The organism is Picosynechococcus sp. PCC 73109 (assembly GCF_001521855.1).
In the GTDB taxonomy this organism is placed as follows: domain Bacteria; phylum Cyanobacteriota; class Cyanobacteriia; order Cyanobacteriales; family MRBY01; genus MRBY01.
Genome location: NZ_CP013998.1, coordinates 1,102,556 through 1,127,243 on the forward strand (window position 1 = coordinate 1,102,556; position 24,688 = coordinate 1,127,243).

A 24,688-nucleotide genomic window follows, 5' to 3' on the forward strand; every position below is an offset into this window, starting at 1 on the left:
TGTGAAGAACAACAATTCTCGGAAATCTCAATTTAGAAACTAAATCTAGTCCGAATTGCACCCACCACAATGGTGTCATTATTATCGTTATTGTTGGGGTTGAAAATGACATAAGCACCAGGAGTAATAGTAATATTGTCGTTCAACTTATAACGATACTGGAGCTCGGCGAGGTAAGAAGTGTCATCATTTTCACCAAGTGCATCAACGCCACTAGCGCTAGTTACCTTAGGCGGTTGACCGAAGATGAAGCCAAGAACGTTGCCATCGCCACCGACATCGAGGAGAGCCGCATTAACAGCCCAGTTCCAGATGTCTGCCTCGCCATCTCCTAATTCAAAGTCGGCTTTGGTGTAGCCAACCCAACCAGCAAGATTAAAACGAGAACCAACCATCCAACTACCTTCAATGCCGAAATTGTTAGCAGTCGTCGCTAAATTCCCAAAAGGACGTCTGGGCAGGCCATCGATAGTACTAGCGCTGAGGTTAACCGCATCAGATTTCTGGTATGTGTTGGTATAGGTAAACGCCAGATCAATCTTGTCGGTGGGAGAGAATGCTAGCTGAGCCCCAGTGACATAGCTACCATTAAAGAGACCATTCTTTTCTTCTGGATTATTGACGTCGCCATCGTCAGTCAAATAAATACCGGAGAGAGTAAATCTATCACTGAGATTGTAGTTGAAACCGACACCAGCACCGTCAGAACCACGTAAAGTGAGCGGGTTACGGCGGCCAAAACGAGACAAAGCACCATCACCACTGCTTTCAAAATAAGGGTTAGTCGCAGTAAAGACATCATCGATACCCATGCCAATGGCACCTACGTAACCACGGGCTCTGGAACCGACAGGGAACCGATAATACAACTTAGAAATTTCGACATCATTCCCGTTATCACCGTCAAAACCAAGACGAGCAGTACGAGTTCCAGTCGCATCATCTAACTCAGCAACATTGCCAGCTTCCAAACGAGTACGGAGGCGGTCTCTGCCAGTAAAGCTAGTGTCGAGATTTAGACGAACACGGTTGCTGAAAGTAATTTGATCATCAATGTCTTCGCCATCACTGTCAGCTTTCTCTTCACCGAAGGCACCAACAAGGTTAAAGAGCACTTCCCCGCCGAGTTTGGTGGTAGTGGAGAATTGGTTGTCTTCGAGGAATTCAACGCGGCCTTCAAGGTCATCAACACGAGCGCCGAGGGTCGCAAGTTCGGCCTCAAATTCGTTCACGAGACGACGGAGTGCAGCGAGATCTTCGGGGGTTACTTCAGAAGTACCACTTTGAATCATCCGCTCGATCTGCTGTAAACAAGCGTTTAGACCAGCAGCAAATTCATAACGGCTGAGGGGACGGCTACCACGGAAAGTGCCATCGGGATAACCAACGATACAGTTGTAGTTTTCGACTAGGTTGCGCAGTGCGTCAAAGGCCCAGTCAGAGGGAGAAACATCGCTGAGTTGGAAAACGCTATTAACCTGAGCGATGTCGTCTTGGCTATAGCTGTTGATTTGATCGAGAAGTTCAGTGTTGGCTTGGGCAGTACCAGAAAAAGCTACGGTTGCGCCTAAGGCAACGGAAGCACCACTGAGAAAATTTCTCACTGTTTTAGACATATTCGATTGAACCTCACACCTGAGATATTTTTTGACTTTGAGCTTGGGCATTTATGTTATTGATAAGCATGTTTTATTACTGCAAATCATTTTCAAAACGCCGCTTAGCAGTATAGCACCAGAAATTCACAACTTTCAATATCTGTAAAGTTGGATACGGGCTAGTTTATGGTTTGATGCACCTCTAGTGAACCAAAGGAGGATTAATATCGCCTTGATGTTGGATTAATGGCAGGTTAAAGATTCAAAAATAGACGGACGGTGATGTGTTGGAAATGTGACAAAAAAGTTGACATAAACACGAAAGCGGTTAAGAAAATGCGTAAAGAGGCTTTCTAGGGGGATTCTCTCGCTACAGTGAAATTATTGGCAGAGGCGACAGGCGATCGCCCCAGGCCATGTAATTTTAGACAATGGAAAATTCAACTATGCAAGGACTTAACGACTGTCTCCGCCATAAGGTTGCGTATGTGGCGATCGGTGAATTTAAACCTGGACGGTTTGCCCAGGCCCAAACCCTTTATGAAAAAATTGTGTCCAGCTATTCAGAGGGATTCCAAGGGGCTTTTTTGCTACAAAAAATGGGGCCAAACAGTGATCAAGGCATTGCGATGATCCTTTGGGACAATATTGAAGATATGGATAAAAATCAGACGGAGCTCAGTCAAAAAATTATGGCGGAAATGAATCCTCTCTTTGCAGAACCGCCAGAAACAGATTTTTACCAGGTTTGCAGTGAGGTTCAACCATAGGAAAGGAACTTCTGCCGAGCGGCGATCGCCTTTCCCAGGGAAGAACCCCTTCCGGCCTGCGGCCACCTTCCCCAGGGAAGGATGTATTAGCTTTCGGCGGCGAGTTGTTCGAGTTGAGCCTGTTGGTCTTGGGAAATGCAAGCCTGGAGCATATCCTCAATATCTCCTTCTAGGGCCGGGGCTAAGGAAAAGTTTTGGCCTAGGCGGTGATCTGTGACGCGATTATCTTTGTAATTGTAGGTGCGAATTTTTTCGGAACGAGCGCCGGTACCCACCTGGGATTTACGCATGGAACTGACTTCCTCTTGCTGTCGCTGGAGTTCCATTTCATAGAGCTTTGCCCGGAGAATTTGCATTGCCCGCTCTCGGTTCTGTAATTGCGATCGCTCTTCTGTACAAAAGACGCGGATTCCCGTCGGTTTGTGAAACAGATCAACCGCTGTTTCTACTTTGTTGACGTTTTGTCCCCCGGCCCCACCAGAACGGGCGGTGGTCATTTCAATATCTTTGGGATCAATTTCGACTTCAACATCATCAACTTCTGGCATCACGGCAATGGTTGCTGTGGAGGTGTGAACCCGCCCCCCAGCTTCGGTAACAGGTACCCGCTGGACTCGGTGGACGCCAGCTTCATACTTTAATTTGCTGTAAACCTGTTCCCCTTGAATTTCCAGGATGACGGCCTTGAAGCCCCCCATGTCGGCGGCCGATTCACTCAGGAGTTTCACCCGCCAGTTTTGGCCTTCGGCATAGCGAGAATACATGCGGAGCAGATCGCCAGCCCAAATGCTCGCTTCGTCGCCCCCTGTTCCGGCGCGAATTTCTAACATGATGTTCTTTTCGTCGTTAGGATCCTTGGGTAACAGCAGAATCTTCAGGCGATTTTCGAGGACATCAATGGTATTTTCGAGTTCCTCGACTTCTAAAGCCGCCATTTCCTTCATTTCGGGATCTCCGGCGGATTCTTTGAGAATTTCTTTGGCACCCCGGAGTTCTTCTTGTGCTTCTTTCCACTGATTGAAGGTATTTACTGTTTCTTCGAGGGAGGAGCGAATTTTTGCCACCCGTTGTAGCTCATCGGGGTTCGTCGCGATGTCGGGATCGGCCAGGCGTCGGGTCATTTCCTGGAAGGTTTGTTCGACGGACTTTAGTTTATCGAGTAAGTATGCTTCAGCCATAATGCACAGAACGTTTTTACGCTAGGGGAAGGAAAGAGATCCCTAAAAAACAAAGGAACCCAGCAGGGGGCTGCCGGGTTGGGAAAACTCAAGGAAATACCTATTTCTGGTCGTCGGAATTGTTGCTGAGCATACCGTACTTCCGGAGGAAACGGTCTACACGACCTTCGGTATCGATAATCTTCTGAGTTCCGGTGTAGAAGGGGTGGTTACCAGACCAAATTTCAACGTTGATTTCAGGTTGGGTAGAACCAATCGTCATCACAACTTCACCGTTACAGATGACTTTGGCCTCTGGGTACCATTCGGGATGAATATCAGCTTTGGGCATGGGAATTATTCTCTAATCAATTTAGTTTAATAAAATGCATAAAGGCGATCGCCACAATAGCCATAACGAACGCCAGACCAAATAAATTAACGTTTGGAGAACTGAGGCGCTTTGCGGGCCTTGTGTAAACCGTACTTTTTCCGTTCCTTACAGCGGGGGTCACGGGTCAAATAGCCTTCAATTTTTAAAGGCTGGCGGTTGTCTGGATCCAATTCACACAGCGCACGAGCAACACCTAGCTTCACGGCATCTGCTTGACCAGTCAAGCCACCACCATGGGCATTCACAAGAATGTCATACTCGCTTTCTAGGCCCAGGGTTTCCAGGGGAGACTTCAGCACCGCAAGGTAACCAGGAATCCGGTTGAAATAATCTTCCCCGGAGCGGTTGTTAACAACAACTTTGCCAGAACCAGGTACAAGGCGTACCCGGGCAATGGATGCCTTACGGCGACCTGTTCCCCAGTAAATAGGGCGATCTTGAGTAGCGGTTGCGTTCATTAGTTATCTCCTCCGGGAATAGTATTGATGGTCAGAACTTCGGGTTGTTGGGCGGCATGGGGATGTTCAGTCCCAGCATAGACCTTTAGCTTGGTGAACAAACGACGACCGAGGGCATTTTTCGGCAGCATTCCTTTCACTGCTTTTTCGATAATGCGCTCAGGAATCCGGTCTTGCAGCTGATTAAAGGTTTCAACTTTCATCCCACCAGGACGACCGGAGTGACGACGGTAAAGCTTTTGCTCAGGTTTGCGACCCGTCACAACCACTTTTTCGGCATTCACGACAATCACAAAATCCCCAGTATCCATGTGGGGAGTGTATTCCGCTTTGTTCTTGCCCCGGAGTACTTTGGCAACTTCGCTGGCTAAACGACCCAAGCGTTGGTCAGCAGCATCGACCACGTACCATTTCTGGTCGAGGGTTTCTTGTTTCGGTAAAGGTGTCTTAATCATAAAATTTTTGCGCTAGATGACGCATAAGGAATTCAACTAATGAGTTAGTAGAAAAGTTGGCTGGGTATCAAACCAAATATGGGGTGGAAACAAAGGCTCAGGATAACCAACCCTAAGTAAACATAAGCCTTTTGCTGGGGCTGAATATTTTACAAGGTGTCGCTTCTCATTTTTCCAAATATCTTGGAATTGCGCTAAAGAAAGTTTACCTTGTCCAATGTCCACTAGCATCCCGACCAGTAGGCGAACCATCCCATACAAAAACCCATTGGCTTGAATTTCTATATGAATAAAGGAGCCTCGACGGGAACATTCTGCTGCCTGTACATTGACCCATGCATGGGATCGCTTGGAACCAGTCCGTTGAAAAGCAGCGAGGTGATGTTCACCCAATAGGGGCGTCAGGGCTGCTTGGATGAGAGTCTCATCGAGGGGGGCTTGGTAATAATGCCAAGCATAGGGCTGAATGAACAGGTTTGGGGTTGGGTGGGTATAGATGGTGTATCGATACCGTCGCCATTGGGCAGAAAACTGTGCGTGCCAATCCTGGGGAACTTCGCAAGCACCACGGATATTGATATCGGGTGGGAGGCGATCGTTGAGGATTTTAGCCCATTTATAACCAGGGATTAGGCTTTCACATTCAAAGTGGGCGAATTGTCCGGCGGCATGGACACCGCTATCGGTTCGACCGGCACCGTGAATTGTGATTTTTTGGCCAACAACGGTGGAGATCGTCTCTTCAATGACGGCTTGCACTGTTCTTTCTGCTGTTTGCCGTTGCCAACCACAAAAGTGAGTGCCGATATATTGGATGACCAACGCGATGCGCTTTCTGGGGTTGGCTTGGGACATGGGCATGGACAGTTGGCAGATTAGTCTGGGTTAGACTAATTCGATAATTGCCATTTCTGCGTTGTCACCGCGACGACGAACGGTGCGCACAACGCGGCTATAACCCCCTTGGCGATCGCCATAGCGATCTTTTGCTTGGGCGAACAGGGCATGGACAAGATCTTTGTCATACATATAGCCCAAAGCCCGACGACGGGCAGCCAAGGAACCATCTTTTGCCAAGGTGATCATGCGATCCACTTCAGAACGAACCGCTTTAGCCCGCGCTTTGGTGGTTTTTACTTGGCCATGGCGAATCAGTTGAGTGGTGAGGGCACGTAAGAGGGCCTTCCGTTGATCCGCTGGTCTCCCCAATTCGGGAACGCGACAACCGTGACGCATTTTTTTTCCTCCCTAGGATGTAAACAGTACAGTCAATGAAAAATCAAATAAATTTAAACTTACTTCGCCGTTTTTTCTTCCGGTAAAGTAATACCTAAACGGGTTTTGAGGGCGTCGATCACTTCTTCGGCTGATTTTTGACCAAAGTTTTTGATTTCTAGCAAATCTTCTTGGCTATAGTCTAAAAGATCAGCAACAGAGTTGATTTGCGCCCGCTTGAGACAGTTGTAAGCCCGTACCGATAGCTGTAATTCTTCGATGGGAATTTGGCTAGTTGGGTCTTCGTCCTCTTGCAACTCATCTTGGATGGCTTCGAGGGTGAGATCCTTGAGGGGATTAAACAGTTCAACGGCGATCGCCGCTGCCTGGGATAATGCTTCCTCTGGCTTAATACTGCCGTTTGTCCAGATTTCGAGAGTTAGGCGATCGCGAACCGCGTCTCCCTCACTATGGATACTATCGACGCTATAGTTCACCTTAGTGACTGGCATGAACACCGCATCAATCTGTAGAAAATCTAAAGCAGTGGCCTCGTCCCGATTCCGCTGAACGGCGCGATAGCTTTTCCCCTTCTCGATCCGAAACTCCATTTCCAGCTTTGCACCATCAGCGAGGGTCGCAATATACTGGGTCGGATCTACGACCTCCACCTCAGAAGGCAGATCAAACTGAGCCGCCGTCACCTGACCAGGGCCAGTGGCTGTTAAGCGGCCAATCTGGGGCTGATGGGTGTAGCTCTTGAGAATAATTTCCTTCATATTGAGGATAATCTCAAGGGCATCTTCCCGCACACCAGGGATTGTCGCGAACTCATGGTTCACGCCACCAATCCGCAGCGCTGTTACGGCGGTTCCTTCTAAGTTAGACAGTAGAATTCGTCTGAGGGAATTGCCGAGGGTTGTTCCTTGACCCCGCTCTAGGGGTTCAAAGACAAACTTGCTATATTGACTTTGATTTTTGTGTGTTTTGCTTTCTACACACTCGATTTGAAACTGTGTCACGCTTTTTCTGATCTCCCGTTTTTCGCGATCTGAGCCAGGCACCAAGCCTTCAGACAAGATGGATATTTACTTAGACTGATTTTCTTGTTGTCAAGAATTCAGTCGCAGAGGATTTATACCCGTCTACGCTTGGGCGGACGACAACCATTGTGGGGAATGGGGGTAACATCGCGAATCAAGGTAATCTCCAAACCAGCGGCTTGTAGAGCACGAATCGCAGTTTCACGACCCGCACCGGGGCCACTCACCATCACTTCGATTTGGCGCATTCCTTGTTCCATTGCGCGGCGAGCTGCGTTATCAGCGGCAGTTTGGGCAGCAAAGGGAGTCCCTTTTTTTGCCCCTTTAAAACCACTTGCACCGGCAGAAGACCAAGACACGGCATCGCCTTTGGTATCGGAGATGGTGACGATTGTGTTGTTAAAGGTGGATTGAATGTGGGCAACACCGTTGGGGATATTCTTTTTAACCTTCTTAGGGCTGCCTTTCTTTTGTCGTGCCATAATTTTAATCTGTAGAAGATAGGATAAATGCGTAGCTTTGTGAGGTAAAACTCAAGGGATTAACGCGGTGCTTTCTTCTTACCGGCAACAGTGACGCGACGACCACGGCGGGTGCGGGCATTGGTCCGGGTTCTTTGACCACGTACGGGCAAACCTTGGCGATGACGACGGCCCCGGTAGGTGCCGATGTCCACCAGACGCTTGATGTTCATGGACTCTAGACGTCTGAGATCCCCTTCAACTTGGTAGTTGTCGGTAACGTAAGACCGGAGCTTAAGAGCATCTTCGTCAGATAGATCCCTTACTCTGGTGTCGGGGTTTACCCCAGTGTTTGCGATGATCTCCTGGGCTCTTGATAAACCAATGCCATACACATAGGTCAGGGCAATTTCAATGCGTTTATCGCGGGGAAGATCAACACCTGCAATTCGTGCCACGATTTTTTCTCCCTAAATGAACAATTTCAATAATTTATAAGTTACGGAATAAATGCCTCAGCGACTTCTACGGTTTACCCTTGACGTTGCTTGTGCTTGGGATTGGCGCAGATCACCATGACACGACCGCGACGGCGTATCACACGACATTTATCACACATTTTTTTGACGGATGCTCGAACTTTCATAGGTTTTCAGGTTAGATTTAGCAATTTTCTATATATTGATTCTGCTATGAACCGATTGGCGATTAGCACAAAACTCCGCAAGCTTATCATCATAGCAAGTTTTTTTGCTATTGAATATAAGAAACGGATAGGATTGGCTTATTTTTTTCGGAGTCGGTAGGTGATCCGCCCTTTGGTTAAGTCGTAGGGGGTCAGTTCTACTTTGACGCGATCGCCCGGTAAAATTTTGATGTAATTCCGGCGAATTTTGCCAGAGATGTGGGCAAGCACATTAAAGCCATTGTCCAAGTCAACCCGGAACATAGCGTTGGGAAGGGACTCGGTGACGGTACCTTCCATTTCAATTAGATCTTGTTTAGACAAAACAAATAGATCTCCTAATAAATTTCATCAATCGGCATCGAATTCTAACCAGGAGTTATGAAGCGATCGCCTGCTCCAGGGCGGCGGTAACTTCTTCGAGGGAGCGATCGCCATCGACGGATTTCAGAGAACCCTGTTTTTGGTAGAAGTCAATAACTGGGGCTGTTTGCTCCCGGTAAACTTCTAAACGACGCCGAATGGTCTCCTGGTTGTCATCTTTTCTGCCACGACTTAGTAAGCGTTCTACCAATGTGGCATCGGGAACTTCCAAGTTAAGGGCAACATCACATTGCTGCTTCAGCTCAGTGAGTAAGGTGTTGAGGAACTCGGCTTGGTTCACATTGCGCGGAAAACCATCCAAAATCCAGCCTTGCTGGGCATCTTGCTCCTGTAGTCTTTCGCGAATTAAATTCAGAATCAGACTATCGGGCACTAATTCACCACGATCCACAAACCCCTGGGCCTGTTGGCCAAGTTCTGTTTGGTTGGCGATCGCCGCCCGGAGAATTTCGCCAGTAGAAATGTGGGGGATTCCACAAGATTCTGCCAAAACCTGAGCTTGAGTGCCCTTTCCAGCCCCTGGGGGCCCCAAAAAAATCAACCTTACTCCCTGAGCCATAACGCCTCTATTCCCATCCAAATTGCTTACTAAATCAACAAAGAGTTTAGATATTCCAGCTAATATCTAAACCCTGCTAAAAACACTATTGTTTAACCATGCCTTCATAACGCTGGGAAATAACATAGGTTTGAATTTGCTTGGCTGTGTCAATCGCAACCCCCACCAAGATGAGTAGGGAAGTGGCCCCAAAACCCCGTAGAGTCGTGACCCCTGTCGCCCCTTCTACAAAAGTAGGAACCGTTGCGACTAAGCCAAGGAAAATTGCCCCCAATAGGGTCAAACGATTGATCACTTTTTCGAGGTATTCACTCGTGGCCCGACCAGGACGAATGCCAGGAATACTAGACCCCATCTTCTTCAAGTTCTGGGCCATATCTACCGGATTCACGATCAAAGACGCGTAGAAATAGCTGAAAAAGAGAATCAAAGCGAGATAGACCAACACATAGGGAATTCTGCCCGGTTGTAGCAGTGTCGAAATTGTGGCGATCGCTTGACCAAAGAACCCTTCCCCTGAGCCAGCCAGACCCGCCAAAGAAGAAGGCAGCACCAGAACAGCCGAGGCGAAAATAATCGGCATTACCCCACCCTGATTCAGTCGTAGGGGCAAGTAGCTTGTGCGTTCCCGATAGAGCTTACGACCCACCTGACGACGGGCAGAAACAATCGGAATCCGGCGTGTTCCTTCCTGTACAAACACAATCCCGACAATCATGATCAGAAAAACGACCAGCAGCAAAATGACTTTAGCAATCACTGCTCGACCACCAGTCTGGGCAAATTCAATAGTATTGCCTAAAGTTCTTGGTAATACGGCCACAATGTTGACGAAAATCAACAGAGAAGCCCCATTGCCTAAACCTTTTTCGGTAATCAACTCAGAAATCCACATCACAAAGACAGAACCTGCCGTCAGTGCTAATGTGGTTTCCAACACGAAAGTAAAACCAGGATCTAAAGCATAGGGGCGCAGAATTTGCAGCGTGATCCCAAAACTTTGTAAAGCCGCCCAGCCCACCGTCACATAACGGATAATCTGGGAAATTTTACGACGCCCAGCCTCACCATCATTCTTTTGCATATCCTCAAGGGCAGGAATTGCTGCCGTCATGAGCTGCATAATAATTGAGGCATTGATGTAGGGAAGGATCCCTAGGGCAAAAATGCCGACAGCGGAAAGACCACCACCGGCAAATACATCTAGAAAGCCCAAGAGAGGAGAATTTTGGATCCCCTCACTTAGGGCGACCCGGTCAATGCCGGGGATTGGAATAAAAACGCCAAACCGAACAAGAACCAAAAGACCAAGGGTAACAAGCAGACGACCCCGAAGGCCAGCGGCTTGTGCCATTTGCATAAAGGTTTCTTGGGCGGTTGGTGTTTTTTCGCGACTGACAACCATAGTGATGTTCTCTTCGGGAGTTTACGTAATGAACAGTTCTAAGAAGTATTAAGCAACCTTGATAAATTCTAACTTAGTGCTTTGTTCCCGAATTTTTCTAGGCTTCACAACTGCCGCCAGCCGCCTCGATTTTTGCTTTAGCGCCGTTAGAAAACGCCGCTGCAGTTACTTTGAGAGCAACGGACAGTTCACCATCACCAAGAACCTTTAGGGGGCCATCGTTGGTGGTGACAATGCCTGCTGCCATTAAGCTTTCAAGGGTAACTTCTGTGTTGGCTGGCAGGTCAGCTAATTGGCCAACATTCACAATGGTGAAGTTTTTGGGATTCACGATGGTGAAGTGCTTTAGCTTCGGTACACGACGGTAAAGGGGCATTTGTCCCCCTTCAAATCCAGCCTTTGTACCAGTACCAGAACGGGATTTTTGACCCCGCATGCCGAAGCCACAGCTTGCGCCTTGACCAGCAGCAATGCCACGGCCGACACGGCGACGACGCTTCTTTGACCCCGCTTTAGGGGATAGATTGGATAACTTCATGGTTTTTTTGAGTAAACGTTTTACTAATGTCCTTAGCCCGCCAAATTAGGGTTAGGCATAGATCCGTTCGATAGAAACGCCACGCTCTTGGGCAACGGAAGAGAAACTCCGGAGGTTACCCAATGCATCAACGGTCGCCCGAGCATTGTTCAGGGGGCTACTAGAACCCAATTGTTTGGCGAGAATATTTTTCACACCAGCGAGTTCGAGTACAGTCCGCACAGCACCACCAGCAATTACACCGGTACCGGGAGCAGCGGGACGCATCATTACTTTTGCGCCACCAGCAACGCCATTGATCCGGTGGGTAATGGTGTTGGTTTTTGTTAAAGGAACATCGACAACGTGTTTTTTCGCATCGGAGACACCTTTGCGAACAGCACCAATGACATCTCCTGCTTTACCGACGCCAACGCCGACCTTTCCGGTCTCATTGCCAATGACAACAATGGCGCGAAAACTGAGTTTCTTACCACCCTTGACAACTTTGCTGACGCGACGGATTTGGATCACACGCTCTTGCCAGTTTGTTTCTTTTTCTTTGTTCTTTGATGATTTACGACGCTTTGCCATAATTATTTTCCTAATGATTTCATCAACAGCTTAAAAGTCCAGACCGGCTTCTCTAGCGGCATCTGCTAAGGCTTTGACACGACCATGATAAAGGTTACCGCCGCGATCAAAGACGACTTTGGTAATGCCTTTTTCGAGGGCGCGCTTGGCAATGAGATTACCGACTGCAGTGGAAGCTGAGATGTTACCACCGGATGCGAGTTCGCCCTTGAGATCTTTGTCTAGGGTAGAAGCAGCCGCTAGGGTATGTTGCTTCTCATCGTCAATCACCTGGGCATAGATATGCTTGTGGGAGCGGAATACTGCTAAACGGGGGCGATCGCCAGTCCCTTCGACACGACGGCGAATACGGAAATGACGACGCTGCGTGAGTTGTTTGCGAGTTGCTTTCATCTCTACTTCTTACCTGCCTTACCAGCTTTACGTCTGATGTATTCACCTTGGTAACGGATCCCTTTACCTTTGTAGGGTTCAGGAGGTCTGACAGCACGAACTTTAGCAGCCGTGTTACCCACAACCTCTTTATCAATACCAGAGATGATCACTTGAGTATTTTTTTCACCCATAGCCGCAGTCACGCCTTCAGGCATTTGCATTTCTACAGGCTTACTGTAGCCCACATTAAGGGTGAGCTTATTTCCCTGTACCTGGGCCCGATAACCAACACCGATAATTTCGAGTTGTTTTGAGTAACCCTGGGAAACGCCTTCAATCATGTTAGCCACAAGGGTGCGGCACAAGCCATGACGTTCACGGGCCGTCCGAGAGTTATCCACGGGGGAGACAACAACGGTGTTGTCTTCTTGGGTGACAGTTACTTTTTCGGGTAATGTCCGTTCAAGGGAACCTTTCGGGCCCTTAACCGCAACATTGGCACCATTGAGGGTAACGGTCACTTTGTCGGGGATGGGAATTGGTTTTTTACCAATACGAGACATTCGTTTTTCTCCTGATATCAACTTCAGCCACGATTACCAGACGTAGCAAAGAATTTCACCACCAATACCTTCTTTACGGGCTTGGCGATCTGTCATCACGCCTTTGGAAGTTGAAATAATCGCAATTCCAATCCCACCGAGCACGCGAGGCAAGTCTTTGTGGTTACTGTATACCCGAAGCCCCGGCTTACTTACCCGTTGAAGTTTTTGGATAATCGGTTGACGATTACGACCTTTGTACTTCAGGGAAATAACAAGGTGTTTTTCAATCCCTTCACCTGCTTCGGTGTAGTTGTCAATGAAACCTTCGTCCTTCAGCACTTCAGCAATGCTCCGGGTCATGCGAGTCATCGGGACTTTTGTGTTGTCATGCTGCACCATGCACGCATTACGGATGCGGGTGAGCATATCGGAAATGGTATCGTTAGCCGCCATTATTACCTTTAATCTCTCCTAAGATTTAGCTTTCACGGAAGGGCATACCCATTTCTCTCAGCAGCGCACGACCTTCTTCATCGGTTCTCGCGGTGGTGATGATGGAAATGTCCATTCCTCGGATTTGATCAATGGAATCGTAGTCAATTTCAGGGAAAATCAGTTGCTCACGAATCCCTAAGCTGTAGTTGCCACGTCCATCGAAACTTTTAGGGCTGATGCCACGGAAGTCGCGGATGCGGGGCAGGGCTAAGCTGATGAGACGATCCAAAAAGGAATACATTTTTTCGGAGCGCAGCGTCACCATCACGCCGACGGGCATCCCTTCCCGAATCTTGAAGCCGGCGATCGCCTTTTTCGCACGGGTGATTACGGGGCGTTGACCAGTGATGGTTGACAGTTCCTTAATGGAAGACTCCATTGCCTTGGCATTAGAAGAAGCTTCCCCGAGACCCCGGTTCACTGAAATTTTGACAAGCTTGGGCACTTCATGGACATTGCTGTACCCAAACTGCTCCGTTAATTTAGGAACAATATTGTCTTGATAAAGGGTTTTGAGTCTTTGAGACATAGATTTTACGTTTAACCTCCCTGGGCTTGGTCAGGGAAAAACTAAATGTAGATAAAAATTTCAAGAAAAGCCGATTAGTCGATCACTTCACCGGTTTTCTTTAATACACGCACTTTACGGCCATCTTCAGTCAGCTGGTAGCCAATGCGACTAGCAACTTTTTCCTTTTCGGAATAGTGCATCACATTGGAGCTGTGGATCGGTGCTTCAAAGGTTTGAATCTGACCCGACTCACCTTCCTGTTGAGGCTTGACATGCTTGGTGCGGATATTGACATCCTTGACTACGACTTTGCTGGATTTGGGCAGAGTCTTAATGACTTCGCCTACTTTGCCTTTGTCGCGACCAGAAATGACTTGAACCGTATCACCCGTTTTCACATGCATTTTGTGACGTGTGGGGGTGGAACTTTTGCGTCCTGCCATGGTTAGATGACCTCCGGTGCAAGGGAAACAATTTTGGTGAAGTTTTTATCCCGTAACTCACGGGCGACGGGACCAAAAACACGGGTGCCTTTCGGATTGCCTTCTGCATTGATAATGACAGCGGCATTGTCATCGAAACGAATACTCATACCGCTAGCACGGCGGAGTGGTTGACGCGTCCGCACGATAACGGCTCGAACGACATCAGACTTTTTGACACCCATGTTGGGAATTGCTTCTTTAACAACAGCGATAATCTGATCGCCGATGCCACCATAACGACAATTCCCTGTACTCAGAACCCGTAAGCACATCAGTTTACGAGCACCGCTATTATCGGCAACATTAAGATAGGTTTGTTGTTGAATCACGGCTTTACGGTAAGGGTAAAGAAAATAGATTAGGGTCAACAGTTAGTAAAAACTATTGGTTGAGGATTTCGGCAATAGTCCAGCGCTTGGTTTTGCTGGTGGGAGGGGTTTCGCGAATACGAACGCGATCACCAACTTTGCACTTATTTTCCTCGTCGTGGGCTTTAAAACGCTTGGTCTTAACCACGATTTTTTTGTATTTCGGGTGGGGAGAGCGGTTTTCCACAGCCACAATTACGGTTTTATCCATCTTGTCGCTGACGACCATTCCCACTCTTTCTTTCGTAGCCATACGAGATTCTGTCTCCTACTTTTACTGAGCTTGGAGTTGTCTTTGGCGCTCAACCGTCATCAACTGGGCGAGACGGTGACGAGCATGCTTGATCTCATGGGTTTTCTCCAGGCGACCAGTACCTTTTTGGAGACGGAGGTCAAACAATTGTTTCTTGACGGCAACGATTTCGTCAGCAAGCTCTTGGTCATTGAGTTTGCGAGCATCTTCAATCTTGGGTAAAGGCATGATCTAGATATACTCCTCGTTGCGGGTGATGAACTTGGTTTTAATCGGCAGCTTTTGGGCCGCAAGGCGCATGGCTTCACGGGCGATCGGCTCAGCGACACCATTCATCTCAAACATGATCCGGCCGGGCTTAACCACAGCAACCCAGAATTCAGGGTTACCTTTACCAGAACCCATACGGGTTTCCGCCGGACGCATGGTGATGGGCTTATCGGGGAAAATTCGGATCCAAATCTTACCACCCCGCTTGATGTAACGGGTCATCGCACGACGGGCGGCTTCAATTTGACGGGCGGTAATCCAACTGGGTTCAACGGCTTGGAGCGCGTAGTCACCAAATTGAATGTTGTTGCCGCGATACGCCATTCCCCGCATGCGACCGCGATGCTGCTTCCGGAATTTTGTACGTTTTGGACTTAGCATTGTTTCCTAAAGGGTAAACAGTGAGGGTAGAAAATTAAATTGCCAGTAGTTGGGCAATTTATTGTTCGCTACGGTCTTCAAACTGCTGACGTCGAGATTTGCGACGGGGCAGAGGGGCAGCATTAGCGGCAGAAGTTTCTTCTTGACCCGGAATAATTTCGCCTTTGAAGATCCAAACTTTAATCCCAAGAATTCCGTAAATGGTTTGGGCAGTTTTGTAAGAGTAGTCGATGTCAGCGCGGAGTGTGTGTAGGGGAACACGTCCTTCACGTACCCACTCTGTCCGGGCAATTTCTGCACCGTTTAAGCGACCACTTACTTGGATTTTGATCCCTTGAACTTCCGCTCTTTGGGCCCGTTGAACGGCTTGGCGAACAACCCGACGGAAGGATACCCGTCGCTCAAGTTGCTGAACAATATATTCAGCGATGAGGGCAGCATCGGCGTCAACGCGGTTAACTTCGACAACGTTGATGCGGATTTGGCGCTGATCGCCAAGGACATCCTGGAGCCCCGTTCTGAGGGCTTCGATGCCAGAACCACCACGGCCAACGACAACACCGGGCCGGGCAGTGTGAATCTCTAGGTCAACTTGATCGGCTTTACGCTCGATCAAAACTTTGGAGATACCAGCGTTATTGAGGTTTGCATCAATGTGCTGGCGGATTTTGTAGTCTTCCTGCACGAGGGCAGGGTATTGTTTGGGGTCGGCGTACCAACGGGAGAGGTGCTCTTTTGTAATCCCCAAACGGAAACCAACTGGATGAATTTTCTGTCCCACGGTTTGTTCCTTTTGATGTTTACGATCTACGACAGGTTAGGAGTACTATTCGGCAGCACCAGGGGCCACAGCAACGGTGATGTGACAGGTGGGCTTACGAATTTGATAAGCACGTCCTTGGGCCCGGGGGCGGAACCGCTTCAACACGGGGCCAGCATCAGCAAAGGCTGCACTAACAACGAGATCGGCGGGGTCTAACCCTTCGTTATGTTCCGCATTAGCAACGGCAGATCGTAAAACCTTCAGTACAGGTTCACAAGCGCGATAGGGCATAAATTCGAGAATGATCAAGGCTTCGCGGTAGCTACGGCCACGAATCTGATCGAGGACTCGTCTGACCTTGATCGGAGACATCCGAATATAGCGGGCGATCGCCTTGACTTCAGTTTGAGTATCGATAGTCATTGTTTTCTTTAACCCTTATCGACGTGCTTTCTTATCACTCTTGGCATGGCCCTTGAAGGTCCGTGTGGGGGCAAATTCTCCCAGCTTGTGACCTACCATTTGCTCAGACACAAAAACAGGCACATGTTGACGACCGTTATGAACGGCGATCGTGTGACCCACCATCTGAGGCAAAATTGTCGATGCCCGTGACCAAGTTTTAATCACTTGTTTATCACCGGAAGCATTGAGCTTCTCAATTTTTTTTAGGAGGCTGTCCGCGATGAACGGACCCTTTTTCAGTGAACGACCCATAGTTTCTTACAGCGTGTAATGAACAAAAATAGATAATTAACGGCGACGGCGCACAATCAAAGAGCTACTTTGCTTCTTCTTCTTGCGAGTCTTCTTACCGAGGGCAGGTTTACCCCAAGGCGTCACAGGACCACTGCGACCAATGGGTGCTCTACCCTCACCACCACCATGGGGGTGATCTACCGGGTTCATAACACTACCGCGGACTTGGGGCCGACGTCCCAGGTGACGGGTTCTCCCCGCTTTCCCAAGCTTTAAGTTCCGAGCTTCAGCGTTGCCCACTTTGCCAATGGTGGCGTAGCACTCTTTGCGAACCATCCGGACTTCCTTGGAAGGCAGCTTGATGGTGACATAATCACCTTCTTTAGCGACCAATTGGGCAAAAGCACCCGCAGAACGAACCATCTGGCCACCACGACCAGCATAAAGCTCGATATTGTGGATTTCAGTACCAAGGGGGATTTTGTAGAGCGGTAAAGCATTGCCGATTTCGTAGGGCGCTTCTTCCCCAGCGATAATCGTGTCACCGACGCCAAGGCCAGCTGGTTGCAGGATATAGCGTTTTTCGCCATCTTCGTACTGCACCAGGGCGATGCGAGCATTCCGGTTTGGATCGTACTCAATCGCAATCACCTGGGCGGTCATATCCCGCTTGTCGCGGCGAAAATCGATCAGACGATAAAGGCGCTTGTGGCCACCACCCCGGTGACGACAAGTGATCACACCACGGTTGTTACGGCCTTTTTTGCGGTGTTTGTATTTGGTAAGAGATTTTTCCGGTTTGGATTTGGTAATCTCCGAAAAGTCAGAGACCGTAGCCTGACGAGTTCCCGGAGTATATGGTCTAAATGAACGAATACCCATGATTTATTCAAGTGAATGACGACTATACTTCTGGGAACAATGTGATTGTATCCCCTTCTGCCAAGGTGATGACTGCCCGCTTGTACTGGGGTTTGAAGCCCATAAAGCGACCGACGCGCTTTTTCTTGCGGGGTGGCCGACTGGTGTTGACCTTAACAACTTTGACTTCAAACAGAGTTTCAATGGCTGCTTTGATGTCGGTTTTTGTTGCTTTGAGGGCAACATCAAACACATATTTGTTGTCTTCAAGCAGAATTGTCGCCTTTTCACTAACAATGGGCTTGAGAATTAGATCAGCGAGGTCACGGGTTGGCACCCGGCTCGCGGTAGGCATTCTACTAGTCATTGTAAACCTCCTGGATTTTAGCCAGTGCTTCGGAGGTGACTACGATTTTGCCAGCGTTAAGAATATCAAAAATATTCAAACCATCGGCAGGAACCATTTTCACAGAAGCAATGTTGCGGGCAGAGAGATATACGTTGTCAGTCATCTCAGCAAGTACAAGGAGTACTTTTTCTCCGGATGCGACGCCCCAGCGGGTCATGGCATTGACCAACTCTTTAGTTTTGGGAGCGGCAAATTGCTCGGCAAAGTTTTCAACGACGATGAGATCTCCGTTCCGGCTGTGGAAAGCGGTACGAAGTGCTAAACGACGCTCTTTGCGGTTCATTTTAAGGTTGTACTCTTTGGGTTTGGGGCCAAAGATGACACCGCCACCTTTCCATAATGGGGAACGGATTGAACCAGCTCTTGCCCGGCCAGTTCCTTTTTGACGCCAAGGTTTGCGTCCACCCCCACGGACTTCTGCACGGGTTTTCGTGGAAGAAGTTCCCTGACGTGCGTTATTTAGCTGACGTACAAGGGCGCGGTGGACAATATGTGCGGCATTTTCTTCTTTGGCAACTTTGAAGTCGAGGTTGGCCTGGCCAACTTCTTCTCCTTGCCAATTTTTTACTGCGCAGTTAACCATAGTGATGAAGTATCGGATTATCGGTTATCAGCTAATGAAATAAATAAAGCTGTGGTTTTTCGTAAAGGGGTTGCAAATGGCGATCGCCACGCAAACCTAATTACTTTTGGCCCACAATATTGCTCGGAGCAATACTTAATAAATTGCCGGCTTTGCCAGGAATTGCACCTTTGATCAGCAATAAATTCTTTTCTTCGTCAACGCGAACCACTTCGAGTTTACGGACGGTGATCTTGGTTCCACCATAACGACCCGCCATGCGCTTACCGGGATAAACACGACCGGGAGTCGTCCCTGCACCGGTAGAACCGGGGAGACGGTGGTTCTTAGAACCGTGGGTCATGTTGCCTCGCTTAAAGTTATGGCGTTTTTGATAACCAGCGAAACCACGACCAATGGTATTTCCAGAAACATCGACAACTTGGCCGGCCTCAAAAATATTTGCGGTGATCGCTTGGCCAAGTTCATAGCCAGAAACGTCATCGAGGCGATATTCCTTGAGGTGGCGGAGGGGGGCAGCATCTGCTTTTTTGAGATGCCCCAGTTGAGGCTTCGTTAAGTTCTTTTCCTTAACGTCTCCGTAGCCGATTTGCACGGAGGTGTAGCCATCTGTTTCGGAGGTTTTGATTTGGGTGACGGTACAGGGCCCTGCTTGGACAACGGTAACAGGAATCGCAGTTCCAGTTTCGTTATCAAAGATTTGGGTCATACCGAGTTTAGTACCGAGGATACCGAGTGACACGGAACAGAGACCTCTATCTACTAATAGACAACATTAAAAGGTGAGTAGAAATAATATGAACCGCTCCCGAAGGAGTTGTGGTTCTTGTCTTCTACTCTTGGATATTCAGAGTGTTTTATGGCTCTGAAAGGTTTTTGCCTACAGGTAGGTGTACTACGTTTTACCCAAGACTTAAAGCGCTTGCTTCAGTATCTTGCTGTAACTGCAGGAGGGGGGCTGTCGCTTGGGGCGATCGCCTAAAAATTGTGACCGGAAAATGCAGCCTGAGGGAAGCCTGTTTCTGGGTTGAACCGATGCGACGAACAAGGGGGCAGGGGTTCTATGCTTCGTCAGGAAACTTCGTATAACTGGTTACATTTAGCCACAAGCGAGCATTATAAGCGGAGAAAGTGAGCCTTGGCAAGGGGCGTATCAGAAAAACATGACAGTTCTTAATTCTTGAGACAGAGATTGACGCTTTGAAGGAGATTTTTGGGAGTTCAAGGAACCAGGGGCGATCGCCAATGCTGTCTAGGATCGGGGCCAGCATAAAGTGTTACGATTGCCACAGAACGAAGAAAAGTGATCATAAACAAAAGGACAACACGCAATAATGCAAGAACATATTCAGTCGATTTCTTTCGATGGGCGAGAAATTCGACTAAAAACAGGTTTGTTTGCGCCTCAGGCCGGCGGGTCAGTTTTAATTGAATCAGGAGATACAGCGGTTTTAGTCAGTGCAACGACAGCCCCTGGCAGACAAGGAATTGACTTTCTACCTTTGTTGGTAGATTACGAAGAACGGTTATACGCAGCAGGACGAATTCCCGGTGGTTATCTAAGAAGAGAAGGCCGCCCCCCAGAACGGGCAACGCTCATTTCGCGCCTCATTGACCGACCGATGCGCCCGCTATTTCCCCAGTGGTTGCGGGACGATATTCAGATTGTCGCCACAACGCTCTCCCTCGATGAAGAGGTGCCGCCGGATGTCCTCGCTGTGACGGGGGCTTCTGTGGCCACATTGCTCGCGGGTTTACCTTTCTACGGGCCGATGGCCGCCGTCCGAGTTGGTCTGGTGGGGGATGATTTTATCCTCAATCCCACCTACCGAGAAATGATGAATGGGGATTTAGACCTCGTAGTTGCTGGCACCCCCGACGGTGTGATCATGGTTGAGGCCGGAGCCAATCAGTTGCCAGAAGCGGACATGATCGAGGCGATTGATTTCGCCTACGAGGCGATCCAAGAGTTGATCGAAGCCCAACGCGCGTTGATGAAGGAACTTGGCGTTGAGATGGTCAGCGCTGAGCCACCCGCTAAGGATGAGGAGCTCGAAAAATTCATTGGCGATCGCGCCACGGACAAGATCAAAAAAGTCCTGAGTCAATTTGACCTCGATAAAAATGGTCGCGATGCCGCCCTCGATGAAATCAAAGCAACAGAAATCATTGAGGCCATCGAAGCTCTGCCGGAAGATGCACCACTGCGGCTGAAAACCACAGAAGAACCCAAGCTCATTGATAACACCTTCAAGGCGCTGACGAAAAAGCTGATGCGGAGCCAAATCGTCGAAGATGGGGTTCGGGTTGATGGTCGTAAATTGGATCAAGTGCGCCCCATTTCCTGTCGCACTGCTGTATTACCGAGAGCCGTCCATGGTAGCGGTTTATTTAACCGAGGTCTGACCCAAGTTTTATCCATTGCTACCCTTGGAACGCCCGGTGATGCCCAAGAGATGGACGATTTACATCCCTCCGACGAAAAGCGCTACTTGCACCATTACAATTTCCCCCCCTACTCCGTGGGTGAAACTCGCCCAATGCGATCGCCGGGCCGTCGAGAGATTGGTCACGGGGCCTTGGCCGAACGCGCCCTTTTACCCGTATTGCCGCCGAAGGATGAATTTCCCTATGTCATTCGGGTCGTTTCTGAAGTCTTATCTTCCAACGGATCCACCTCCATGGGTTCTGTTTGTGGCTCTACCCTCGCATTGATGGATGCTGGGGTGCCCATTGCAAAGCCCGTGAGTGGTGCCGCGATGGGGCTGATCAAAGAAGGAAAAGAAGTCCGTATCCTCACCGATATCCAAGGGATTGAAGACTTCCTCGGCGACATGGACTTTAAGGTTGCCGGGACAGCGGACGGGATTACGGCCCTCCAGATGGACATGAAGATCACTGGCTTAGCTGTTGAAGTGGTCGCAGAAGCCATTAAGCAAGCTTTGCCCGCTCGTCTCCATATCCTTGAAAAAATGACCGATGTCATTGCCGAGCCGAAGGAATTGTCCCCAGCCGCTCCCCGTCTACTCACCATCAAGATTGATCCCGATTTAATTGGGATGGTCATTGGCCCTGGTGGCAAAACCATTAAAGGGATTACCGAGCAAACCCGCGCTAAGGTGGATATTGCCGATGACGGTACCGTAACGATCGCCTCCTCTGAATCGGAAAATGCCGAGAAAGCCAAGCGCCTAATCGTAAACATGACTCGCAAGCTCAACGAAGGGGATGTGTATTTCGGTAAAGTCACCCGCATTATTCAAATTGGTGCCTTTGTGGAAATTATGCCGGGGAAAGAGGGCATGATCCACATTTCGCAACTGGCAGAAGGTCGCGTGGGCAAAGTCGAAGATGAAGTTGCTGTCGGTGATGAAGTGGTGGTTAAAGTGCGCGAAATTGATAACAAAGGACGCATTAATCTCACCCGCCTAGGGATCCATCCTGATGAAGCGGCCGCCGCTCGGGTTGCTGCTCAATAAAAATATAAAACATCACTATTTTTCGGTGTTGTAATTTAATGTAATTTCCCTCAAGTGACTTGGGGGATTTTTTTTGTTTGGCACCAGAATTTATCGTTGTCAAATGGTCGGAAGAATAGACTAACCAATCAAATTGTTTCAAGGTAAGAAATTTTCAACAAAAGGTTAAGATTAGACTTTAAGAAAGTGTAATTTTCAGGGAAGCTAAATTAGATACAAGCTGGTTTGCTAGAAACTGCCATACTCTAGGGTAACCATCGCGATCGCTTTAAAGTTATTCAGGGTATGGATCGTCCCCACGCTGCACCTCAATTTTCTCAAACCCCTTTTCAACGAGTGACAACTGGGTCGATCTTTTTTTTAATCACCATTGTGATTGCGATCTGTGGCTATATGTTGTTTGGTTGGACGGCCCTAGAATCGTTTTATATGGTCGTGATCACGGTGTTTGGAGTGGGATATGGAGAAGTAAAACACCTGGAGACGACACCGGAAAAACTATTTACGATTTTTGTCATCTTAGCGGGGACATCAGCGGCCATCATTGACTTCAAAAAAAGATCTGGATATGATTTAAGGCGTTATCATTGTGTGGATTAATCAATTAGCTGTTGCCATGAATGTAAAAAAACTAAGCCTATATCTTTTCTCTATCAATTTAGTGACTAGTTTTTTTGCTGTGGCTGCAGCAGATGAAGTCAACGAATCTCTGATAGGAAATTCTGCAGATACCAATGCTTTCGATTTAGAAAATAGTGCTCAGATGCTGATTTCAGATATTGTTGAGCAGGAAGATGCCGATACTCAAGAAGCAATAGTCACAGGGAATCGAGTCATTGAATATTCGACTAGTCCTTTCGAGGCTAATTTTTTAGAGTCTGCAACTATAGAATCAGCAACTACATTGCCTTCAGGCGTTCTTGATCTTAGTTCTGGATTTATTGTCTATCCTACTAATTCAGAATCCACTGGTGTGGGGTTACAAGTATATTATGGTTCTATTGAATATGGTGTTACGGACAGATTACAAATAGGTGCGGATGTCTCATTTTTTGATGATGTTTTAGGTGATAGATTTAATGGAGAAAGAACTAATCTAACTTTTTCATCTGTAGCACCAAATGTTAAATACAAACTGATCGAAGAACCTTCCTATAGTCTTGGAATTGTTGGTTCACTTGAATGGATACAAGTCCGTTCCGAAAATGGTTTATTCAGTGAACAAGGTACTTCTGCCCGCCAAAAAGATAATGTTCTGGCTGGTACTATTCAATTACCAGTGACATATAATATCTCCGAAAATGCTCAGTGGCATGCAGTGGCTGGAGCGACGATTTTCCCTGAGACCGTTAATGGGGGAGATTTCTACGGTACTTTCTTTAATGTTGGTACAGGGATAACTCTTCAACTAAGCGAAAGATTTGGTTTGCTAGCGGACATTAATTTTCCGATTGGCTCTTCTGGCGGCAATAGCGTCAATACAGACGGTAGTATTAGCGAAAAAGTGGTTTGGAATGCTGGTTTTAGTTATTTGCATAGTCCGAACCTCGCCTTGGATTTTTCAGTGACCAACCGGCTAGGCACTACGCCAGCAACTAAGTTACTAACTTTTCTGCCCAATGGTGATGAAGTAGGAGCTTTATTTAAGCTTAGATATACACCTGATCTTGCTCAAACCTATCGGGGGAATTTTGGAGATAACCCTTTTCCTCCTATGACGTATCGAGAGAAGCAATTACTATTTGATGGCATTCTCCTTAGTAGTCCCACCACTGTTCGTAAAGGAATGATTCTTTTGGATGGTGGAATTACTACTGATGGAGACAGTGGTAGCGCACAGCTTAGTTTTGGTCTCAGTGATACTGCTCAAATAGAATTTCTAGCTTCGCAATTAGCAGATAATGATCAACCATTACAAAATAATTTTAAAGCTGGTGTTGCGACTAAACTTAATTTTTTGAATCAGGCCCAAGGTGATCCCTTTTCCTTAGGTTCGAGAATTGCACTTGTATTTCAAGATGGTACCGATTCCTTTTTAGGAGATTTATCTTTTGCTTATTCTCCCAATGATACGATTAGTTTTACGTTAAATCCGAAAGTAGCGTTATTTTCTGACGAGAGCATTGTTGGTGCAGGTTTAGGTGTTAATTTACAGCTGTCTCCCGGACTACAGTTAATTGGGGAAGTAACTCCTATGCTTAGTGATGATCCCTTTGTTTGGGCAGCTGGTGCGCGTTATTTATTCCCCAAATCCAATTTTGGTTTAGGAGTTTATGGTACCAACACCTCAGGCAAAGGAAATATTGGTAGCCTAATTCGTCAATCTGATGATGATGTGAGCGTTGGTTTTAATTTAATGTGGTTATTAGGTGGTGGTAGAAGTGATTAAACAGGTCTGATGAAATCGTCTCTATACTTCTAAAAAAATGACTGATGTCATTCATTTTGAGTTAAAGGAATTGTTTCTGGCAGCCTCGTCTACTCACCATCAAGATTAATGCTAATTTTCTACATTT

At 47.8% G+C, this 24,688-nt stretch carries 36 protein-coding genes; 4 read left to right on the plus strand and 32 right to left on the minus strand.

Translation table 11 applies throughout. From position 1 onward, the window contains the following. Window positions 1-32: 32 nt before the first annotated feature. Entirely contained in the window at window positions 33-1,667 is a 1,635-nt protein-coding gene (locus AWQ23_RS05315; protein ID WP_232308967.1) for an iron uptake porin, read from the minus strand. Window positions 1,668-2,044: 377 nt separating this feature from the next. Between AWQ23_RS05315 and AWQ23_RS05320 the strand changes: the two genes are divergently transcribed. Beyond that, window positions 2,045-2,368: a hypothetical protein gene (locus AWQ23_RS05320; protein WP_030006180.1), complete on the plus strand. Its 324-nt coding sequence runs from the start codon at window positions 2,045-2,047 to the stop codon at window positions 2,366-2,368. An 86-nt stretch (window positions 2,369-2,454) separates the two neighbouring features. Here the strand turns inward: AWQ23_RS05320 and prfA are convergent, their stop codons facing one another. The 31 genes from prfA to rplC form a co-directional block, all read right to left on the minus strand. Further along, window positions 2,455-3,546, minus strand: a complete 1,092-nt coding sequence (gene prfA, locus AWQ23_RS05325; RefSeq protein ID WP_062433271.1) for a peptide chain release factor 1 — start codon at window positions 3,544-3,546, stop codon at window positions 2,455-2,457. A 100-nt stretch (window positions 3,547-3,646) separates the two neighbouring features. Then, window positions 3,647-3,877, minus strand: coding sequence for a 50S ribosomal protein L31 (gene rpmE / locus AWQ23_RS05330; protein ID WP_062433273.1), 231 nt, complete (start codon window positions 3,875-3,877; stop codon window positions 3,647-3,649). 86 nt (window positions 3,878-3,963) lie between these two features. Continuing rightward, entirely contained in the window at window positions 3,964-4,377 is a 414-nt protein-coding gene (rpsI, locus tag AWQ23_RS05335; RefSeq protein WP_012306664.1) for a 30S ribosomal protein S9, read from the minus strand. After that, a complete protein-coding gene (gene rplM, locus AWQ23_RS05340; protein ID WP_012306665.1) occupies window positions 4,377-4,832 on the minus strand; it encodes a 50S ribosomal protein L13 in 456 nt (151 codons plus the stop codon). Before rplM ends, rpsI begins: the two co-directional genes overlap by 1 nt. Window positions 4,833-4,868: 36 nt before the next feature. Beyond that, window positions 4,869-5,693, minus strand: a complete 825-nt coding sequence (truA, locus tag AWQ23_RS05345; RefSeq protein WP_062433276.1) for a tRNA pseudouridine(38-40) synthase TruA — start codon at window positions 5,691-5,693, stop codon at window positions 4,869-4,871. Window positions 5,694-5,717: 24 nt separating this feature from the next. Further along, the gene (gene rplQ / locus AWQ23_RS05350; protein WP_012306667.1) at window positions 5,718-6,068 is read right to left on the minus strand and encodes a 50S ribosomal protein L17; all 351 of its coding nucleotides are present in this window, start codon (window positions 6,066-6,068) and stop codon (window positions 5,718-5,720) included. A gap of 59 nt (window positions 6,069-6,127) precedes the next feature. Then, window positions 6,128-7,069, minus strand: a complete 942-nt coding sequence (locus tag AWQ23_RS05355) for a DNA-directed RNA polymerase subunit alpha (RefSeq protein ID WP_012306668.1) — start codon at window positions 7,067-7,069, stop codon at window positions 6,128-6,130. 113 nt (window positions 7,070-7,182) lie between these two features. Further along, a complete protein-coding gene (rpsK, locus tag AWQ23_RS05360; RefSeq protein ID WP_012306669.1) occupies window positions 7,183-7,572 on the minus strand; it encodes a 30S ribosomal protein S11 in 390 nt (129 codons plus the stop codon). Window positions 7,573-7,631: 59 nt separating this feature from the next. Next, window positions 7,632-8,009: a 30S ribosomal protein S13 gene (gene rpsM / locus AWQ23_RS05365; RefSeq protein ID WP_012306670.1), complete on the minus strand. Its 378-nt coding sequence runs from the start codon at window positions 8,007-8,009 to the stop codon at window positions 7,632-7,634. 74 nt (window positions 8,010-8,083) lie between these two features. Continuing rightward, on the minus strand, window positions 8,084-8,197 hold the full coding sequence (gene rpmJ / locus AWQ23_RS15740) for a 50S ribosomal protein L36 (RefSeq protein WP_071819462.1): 114 nt from the start codon (window positions 8,195-8,197) through the stop codon (window positions 8,084-8,086). Window positions 8,198-8,335: 138 nt separating this feature from the next. Next, the gene (gene infA / locus AWQ23_RS05370) at window positions 8,336-8,560 is read right to left on the minus strand and encodes a translation initiation factor IF-1 (protein ID WP_006276978.1); all 225 of its coding nucleotides are present in this window, start codon (window positions 8,558-8,560) and stop codon (window positions 8,336-8,338) included. A 55-nt stretch (window positions 8,561-8,615) separates the two neighbouring features. After that, window positions 8,616-9,179 carry an adenylate kinase gene (locus tag AWQ23_RS05375; protein ID WP_062433279.1) on the minus strand — a complete coding sequence of 188 codons (564 nt, stop codon included), beginning with the start codon at window positions 9,177-9,179 and terminating at the stop codon, window positions 8,616-8,618. An 85-nt stretch (window positions 9,180-9,264) separates the two neighbouring features. Next, entirely contained in the window at window positions 9,265-10,584 is a 1,320-nt protein-coding gene (gene secY, locus AWQ23_RS05380; protein ID WP_012306672.1) for a preprotein translocase subunit SecY, read from the minus strand. Between the two features lie 97 nt (window positions 10,585-10,681). After that, window positions 10,682-11,122 (minus strand): 50S ribosomal protein L15, encoded by a 441-nt coding sequence (gene rplO / locus AWQ23_RS05385; RefSeq protein ID WP_030006184.1) that lies wholly within the window; start codon window positions 11,120-11,122, stop codon window positions 10,682-10,684. 51 nt (window positions 11,123-11,173) lie between these two features. After that, complete coding sequence (gene rpsE / locus AWQ23_RS05390; RefSeq protein WP_012306674.1) at window positions 11,174-11,695, minus strand: 30S ribosomal protein S5; 522 nt, start codon at window positions 11,693-11,695, stop codon at window positions 11,174-11,176. Window positions 11,696-11,725: 30 nt separating this feature from the next. Beyond that, window positions 11,726-12,088 (minus strand): 50S ribosomal protein L18, encoded by a 363-nt coding sequence (gene rplR, locus AWQ23_RS05395; protein WP_062433282.1) that lies wholly within the window; start codon window positions 12,086-12,088, stop codon window positions 11,726-11,728. A gap of 2 nt (window positions 12,089-12,090) precedes the next feature. Then, window positions 12,091-12,633, minus strand: a complete 543-nt coding sequence (gene rplF / locus AWQ23_RS05400; protein WP_030006185.1) for a 50S ribosomal protein L6 — start codon at window positions 12,631-12,633, stop codon at window positions 12,091-12,093. A 33-nt stretch (window positions 12,634-12,666) separates the two neighbouring features. Further along, complete coding sequence (gene rpsH / locus AWQ23_RS05405; RefSeq protein ID WP_030006186.1) at window positions 12,667-13,068, minus strand: 30S ribosomal protein S8; 402 nt, start codon at window positions 13,066-13,068, stop codon at window positions 12,667-12,669. Window positions 13,069-13,093: 25 nt separating this feature from the next. After that, window positions 13,094-13,639 carry a 50S ribosomal protein L5 gene (gene rplE, locus AWQ23_RS05410; RefSeq protein WP_030006187.1) on the minus strand — a complete coding sequence of 182 codons (546 nt, stop codon included), beginning with the start codon at window positions 13,637-13,639 and terminating at the stop codon, window positions 13,094-13,096. A 74-nt stretch (window positions 13,640-13,713) separates the two neighbouring features. Next, window positions 13,714-14,064, minus strand: a complete 351-nt coding sequence (gene rplX, locus AWQ23_RS05415; protein WP_012306679.1) for a 50S ribosomal protein L24 — start codon at window positions 14,062-14,064, stop codon at window positions 13,714-13,716. 2 nt (window positions 14,065-14,066) lie between these two features. Beyond that, window positions 14,067-14,435: a 50S ribosomal protein L14 gene (rplN, locus tag AWQ23_RS05420; RefSeq protein ID WP_012306680.1), complete on the minus strand. Its 369-nt coding sequence runs from the start codon at window positions 14,433-14,435 to the stop codon at window positions 14,067-14,069. A 52-nt stretch (window positions 14,436-14,487) separates the two neighbouring features. Continuing rightward, window positions 14,488-14,727 (minus strand): 30S ribosomal protein S17, encoded by a 240-nt coding sequence (gene rpsQ / locus AWQ23_RS05425; RefSeq protein WP_012306681.1) that lies wholly within the window; start codon window positions 14,725-14,727, stop codon window positions 14,488-14,490. A gap of 21 nt (window positions 14,728-14,748) precedes the next feature. Next, window positions 14,749-14,955 carry a 50S ribosomal protein L29 gene (gene rpmC / locus AWQ23_RS05430; protein ID WP_062433285.1) on the minus strand — a complete coding sequence of 69 codons (207 nt, stop codon included), beginning with the start codon at window positions 14,953-14,955 and terminating at the stop codon, window positions 14,749-14,751. A gap of 3 nt (window positions 14,956-14,958) precedes the next feature. After that, a complete protein-coding gene (gene rplP, locus AWQ23_RS05435; protein WP_012306683.1) occupies window positions 14,959-15,378 on the minus strand; it encodes a 50S ribosomal protein L16 in 420 nt (139 codons plus the stop codon). Window positions 15,379-15,436: 58 nt separating this feature from the next. Then, window positions 15,437-16,159, minus strand: a complete 723-nt coding sequence (gene rpsC, locus AWQ23_RS05440; protein ID WP_012306684.1) for a 30S ribosomal protein S3 — start codon at window positions 16,157-16,159, stop codon at window positions 15,437-15,439. Window positions 16,160-16,204: 45 nt separating this feature from the next. After that, window positions 16,205-16,564 (minus strand): 50S ribosomal protein L22, encoded by a 360-nt coding sequence (rplV, locus tag AWQ23_RS05445; protein ID WP_030006189.1) that lies wholly within the window; start codon window positions 16,562-16,564, stop codon window positions 16,205-16,207. A 15-nt stretch (window positions 16,565-16,579) separates the two neighbouring features. Beyond that, on the minus strand, window positions 16,580-16,858 hold the full coding sequence (gene rpsS / locus AWQ23_RS05450) for a 30S ribosomal protein S19 (RefSeq protein WP_012306686.1): 279 nt from the start codon (window positions 16,856-16,858) through the stop codon (window positions 16,580-16,582). 36 nt (window positions 16,859-16,894) lie between these two features. Then, on the minus strand, window positions 16,895-17,722 hold the full coding sequence (gene rplB, locus AWQ23_RS05455; RefSeq protein WP_030006190.1) for a 50S ribosomal protein L2: 828 nt from the start codon (window positions 17,720-17,722) through the stop codon (window positions 16,895-16,897). Between the two features lie 22 nt (window positions 17,723-17,744). Next, window positions 17,745-18,056 carry a 50S ribosomal protein L23 gene (locus AWQ23_RS05460; RefSeq protein ID WP_030006191.1) on the minus strand — a complete coding sequence of 104 codons (312 nt, stop codon included), beginning with the start codon at window positions 18,054-18,056 and terminating at the stop codon, window positions 17,745-17,747. 4 nt (window positions 18,057-18,060) lie between these two features. After that, on the minus strand, window positions 18,061-18,693 hold the full coding sequence (rplD, locus tag AWQ23_RS05465) for a 50S ribosomal protein L4 (RefSeq protein WP_062433288.1): 633 nt from the start codon (window positions 18,691-18,693) through the stop codon (window positions 18,061-18,063). A 100-nt stretch (window positions 18,694-18,793) separates the two neighbouring features. Continuing rightward, on the minus strand, window positions 18,794-19,435 hold the full coding sequence (gene rplC / locus AWQ23_RS05470; RefSeq protein WP_012306690.1) for a 50S ribosomal protein L3: 642 nt from the start codon (window positions 19,433-19,435) through the stop codon (window positions 18,794-18,796). Between the two features lie 592 nt (window positions 19,436-20,027). On the opposite strand from rplC, the gene AWQ23_RS05475 reads away from it, so the two are divergent. From AWQ23_RS05475 to AWQ23_RS05485, 3 genes are all read left to right on the plus strand, one after another. Next, a complete protein-coding gene (locus AWQ23_RS05475; RefSeq protein ID WP_062433293.1) occupies window positions 20,028-22,172 on the plus strand; it encodes a polyribonucleotide nucleotidyltransferase in 2,145 nt (714 codons plus the stop codon). Between the two features lie 285 nt (window positions 22,173-22,457). Beyond that, window positions 22,458-22,772, plus strand: coding sequence for a potassium channel family protein (locus AWQ23_RS05480; RefSeq protein ID WP_062433296.1), 315 nt, complete (start codon window positions 22,458-22,460; stop codon window positions 22,770-22,772). Continuing rightward, window positions 22,762-24,561: a hypothetical protein gene (locus tag AWQ23_RS05485; RefSeq protein WP_232308968.1), complete on the plus strand. Its 1,800-nt coding sequence runs from the start codon at window positions 22,762-22,764 to the stop codon at window positions 24,559-24,561. Before AWQ23_RS05480 ends, AWQ23_RS05485 begins: the two co-directional genes overlap by 11 nt. The last annotated feature ends 127 nt before the right edge of the window (window positions 24,562-24,688 follow it).

Excerpts from the sequence above, each read along its gene's own strand:
- AWQ23_RS05315 (WP_232308967.1), bottom strand. The coding sequence starts at position 1,667 with ATGCCCAAGCTCAAAGTCAAAAAATATCTCAGGTGTGAGGTTCAATCG.
- AWQ23_RS05320 (WP_030006180.1), top strand. The coding sequence starts at position 2,045 with ATGCAAGGACTTAACGACTGTCTCCGCCATAAGGTTGCGTATGTGGCG.
- prfA (WP_062433271.1), bottom strand. The coding sequence starts at position 3,546 with ATGGCTGAAGCATACTTACTCGATAAACTAAAGTCCGTCGAACAAACC.
- rpmE (WP_062433273.1), bottom strand. The coding sequence starts at position 3,877 with ATGCCCAAAGCTGATATTCATCCCGAATGGTACCCAGAGGCCAAAGTC.
- rpsI (WP_012306664.1), bottom strand. The coding sequence starts at position 4,377 with ATGAACGCAACCGCTACTCAAGATCGCCCTATTTACTGGGGAACAGGT.
- rplM (WP_012306665.1), bottom strand. The coding sequence starts at position 4,832 with ATGATTAAGACACCTTTACCGAAACAAGAAACCCTCGACCAGAAATGG.
- truA (WP_062433276.1), bottom strand. The coding sequence starts at position 5,693 with ATGCCCATGTCCCAAGCCAACCCCAGAAAGCGCATCGCGTTGGTCATC.
- rplQ (WP_012306667.1), bottom strand. The coding sequence starts at position 6,068 with ATGCGTCACGGTTGTCGCGTTCCCGAATTGGGGAGACCAGCGGATCAA.
- rpsK (WP_012306669.1), bottom strand. The coding sequence starts at position 7,572 with ATGGCACGACAAAAGAAAGGCAGCCCTAAGAAGGTTAAAAAGAATATC.
- rpmJ (WP_071819462.1), bottom strand. The coding sequence starts at position 8,197 with ATGAAAGTTCGAGCATCCGTCAAAAAAATGTGTGATAAATGTCGTGTG.
- AWQ23_RS05375 (WP_062433279.1), bottom strand. The coding sequence starts at position 9,179 with ATGGCTCAGGGAGTAAGGTTGATTTTTTTGGGGCCCCCAGGGGCTGGA.
- secY (WP_012306672.1), bottom strand. The coding sequence starts at position 10,584 with ATGGTTGTCAGTCGCGAAAAAACACCAACCGCCCAAGAAACCTTTATG.
- rplO (WP_030006184.1), bottom strand. The coding sequence starts at position 11,122 with ATGAAGTTATCCAATCTATCCCCTAAAGCGGGGTCAAAGAAGCGTCGT.
- rpsE (WP_012306674.1), bottom strand. The coding sequence starts at position 11,695 with ATGGCAAAGCGTCGTAAATCATCAAAGAACAAAGAAAAAGAAACAAAC.
- rplR (WP_062433282.1), bottom strand. The coding sequence starts at position 12,088 with ATGAAAGCAACTCGCAAACAACTCACGCAGCGTCGTCATTTCCGTATT.
- rplF (WP_030006185.1), bottom strand. The coding sequence starts at position 12,633 with ATGTCTCGTATTGGTAAAAAACCAATTCCCATCCCCGACAAAGTGACC.
- rpsH (WP_030006186.1), bottom strand. The coding sequence starts at position 13,068 with ATGGCGGCTAACGATACCATTTCCGATATGCTCACCCGCATCCGTAAT.
- rplE (WP_030006187.1), bottom strand. The coding sequence starts at position 13,639 with ATGTCTCAAAGACTCAAAACCCTTTATCAAGACAATATTGTTCCTAAA.
- rplX (WP_012306679.1), bottom strand. The coding sequence starts at position 14,064 with ATGGCAGGACGCAAAAGTTCCACCCCCACACGTCACAAAATGCATGTG.
- rpsQ (WP_012306681.1), bottom strand. The coding sequence starts at position 14,727 with ATGGCTACGAAAGAAAGAGTGGGAATGGTCGTCAGCGACAAGATGGAT.
- rpmC (WP_062433285.1), bottom strand. The coding sequence starts at position 14,955 with ATGCCTTTACCCAAGATTGAAGATGCTCGCAAACTCAATGACCAAGAG.
- rplP (WP_012306683.1), bottom strand. The coding sequence starts at position 15,378 with ATGCTAAGTCCAAAACGTACAAAATTCCGGAAGCAGCATCGCGGTCGC.
- rplV (WP_030006189.1), bottom strand. The coding sequence starts at position 16,564 with ATGACTATCGATACTCAAACTGAAGTCAAGGCGATCGCCCGCTATATT.
- rpsS (WP_012306686.1), bottom strand. The coding sequence starts at position 16,858 with ATGGGTCGTTCACTGAAAAAGGGTCCGTTCATCGCGGACAGCCTCCTA.
- rplB (WP_030006190.1), bottom strand. The coding sequence starts at position 17,722 with ATGGGTATTCGTTCATTTAGACCATATACTCCGGGAACTCGTCAGGCT.
- AWQ23_RS05460 (WP_030006191.1), bottom strand. The coding sequence starts at position 18,056 with ATGCCTACCGCGAGCCGGGTGCCAACCCGTGACCTCGCTGATCTAATT.
- rplD (WP_062433288.1), bottom strand. The coding sequence starts at position 18,693 with ATGGTTAACTGCGCAGTAAAAAATTGGCAAGGAGAAGAAGTTGGCCAG.
- AWQ23_RS05475 (WP_062433293.1), top strand. The coding sequence starts at position 20,028 with ATGCAAGAACATATTCAGTCGATTTCTTTCGATGGGCGAGAAATTCGA.
- AWQ23_RS05480 (WP_062433296.1), top strand. The coding sequence starts at position 22,458 with ATGGATCGTCCCCACGCTGCACCTCAATTTTCTCAAACCCCTTTTCAA.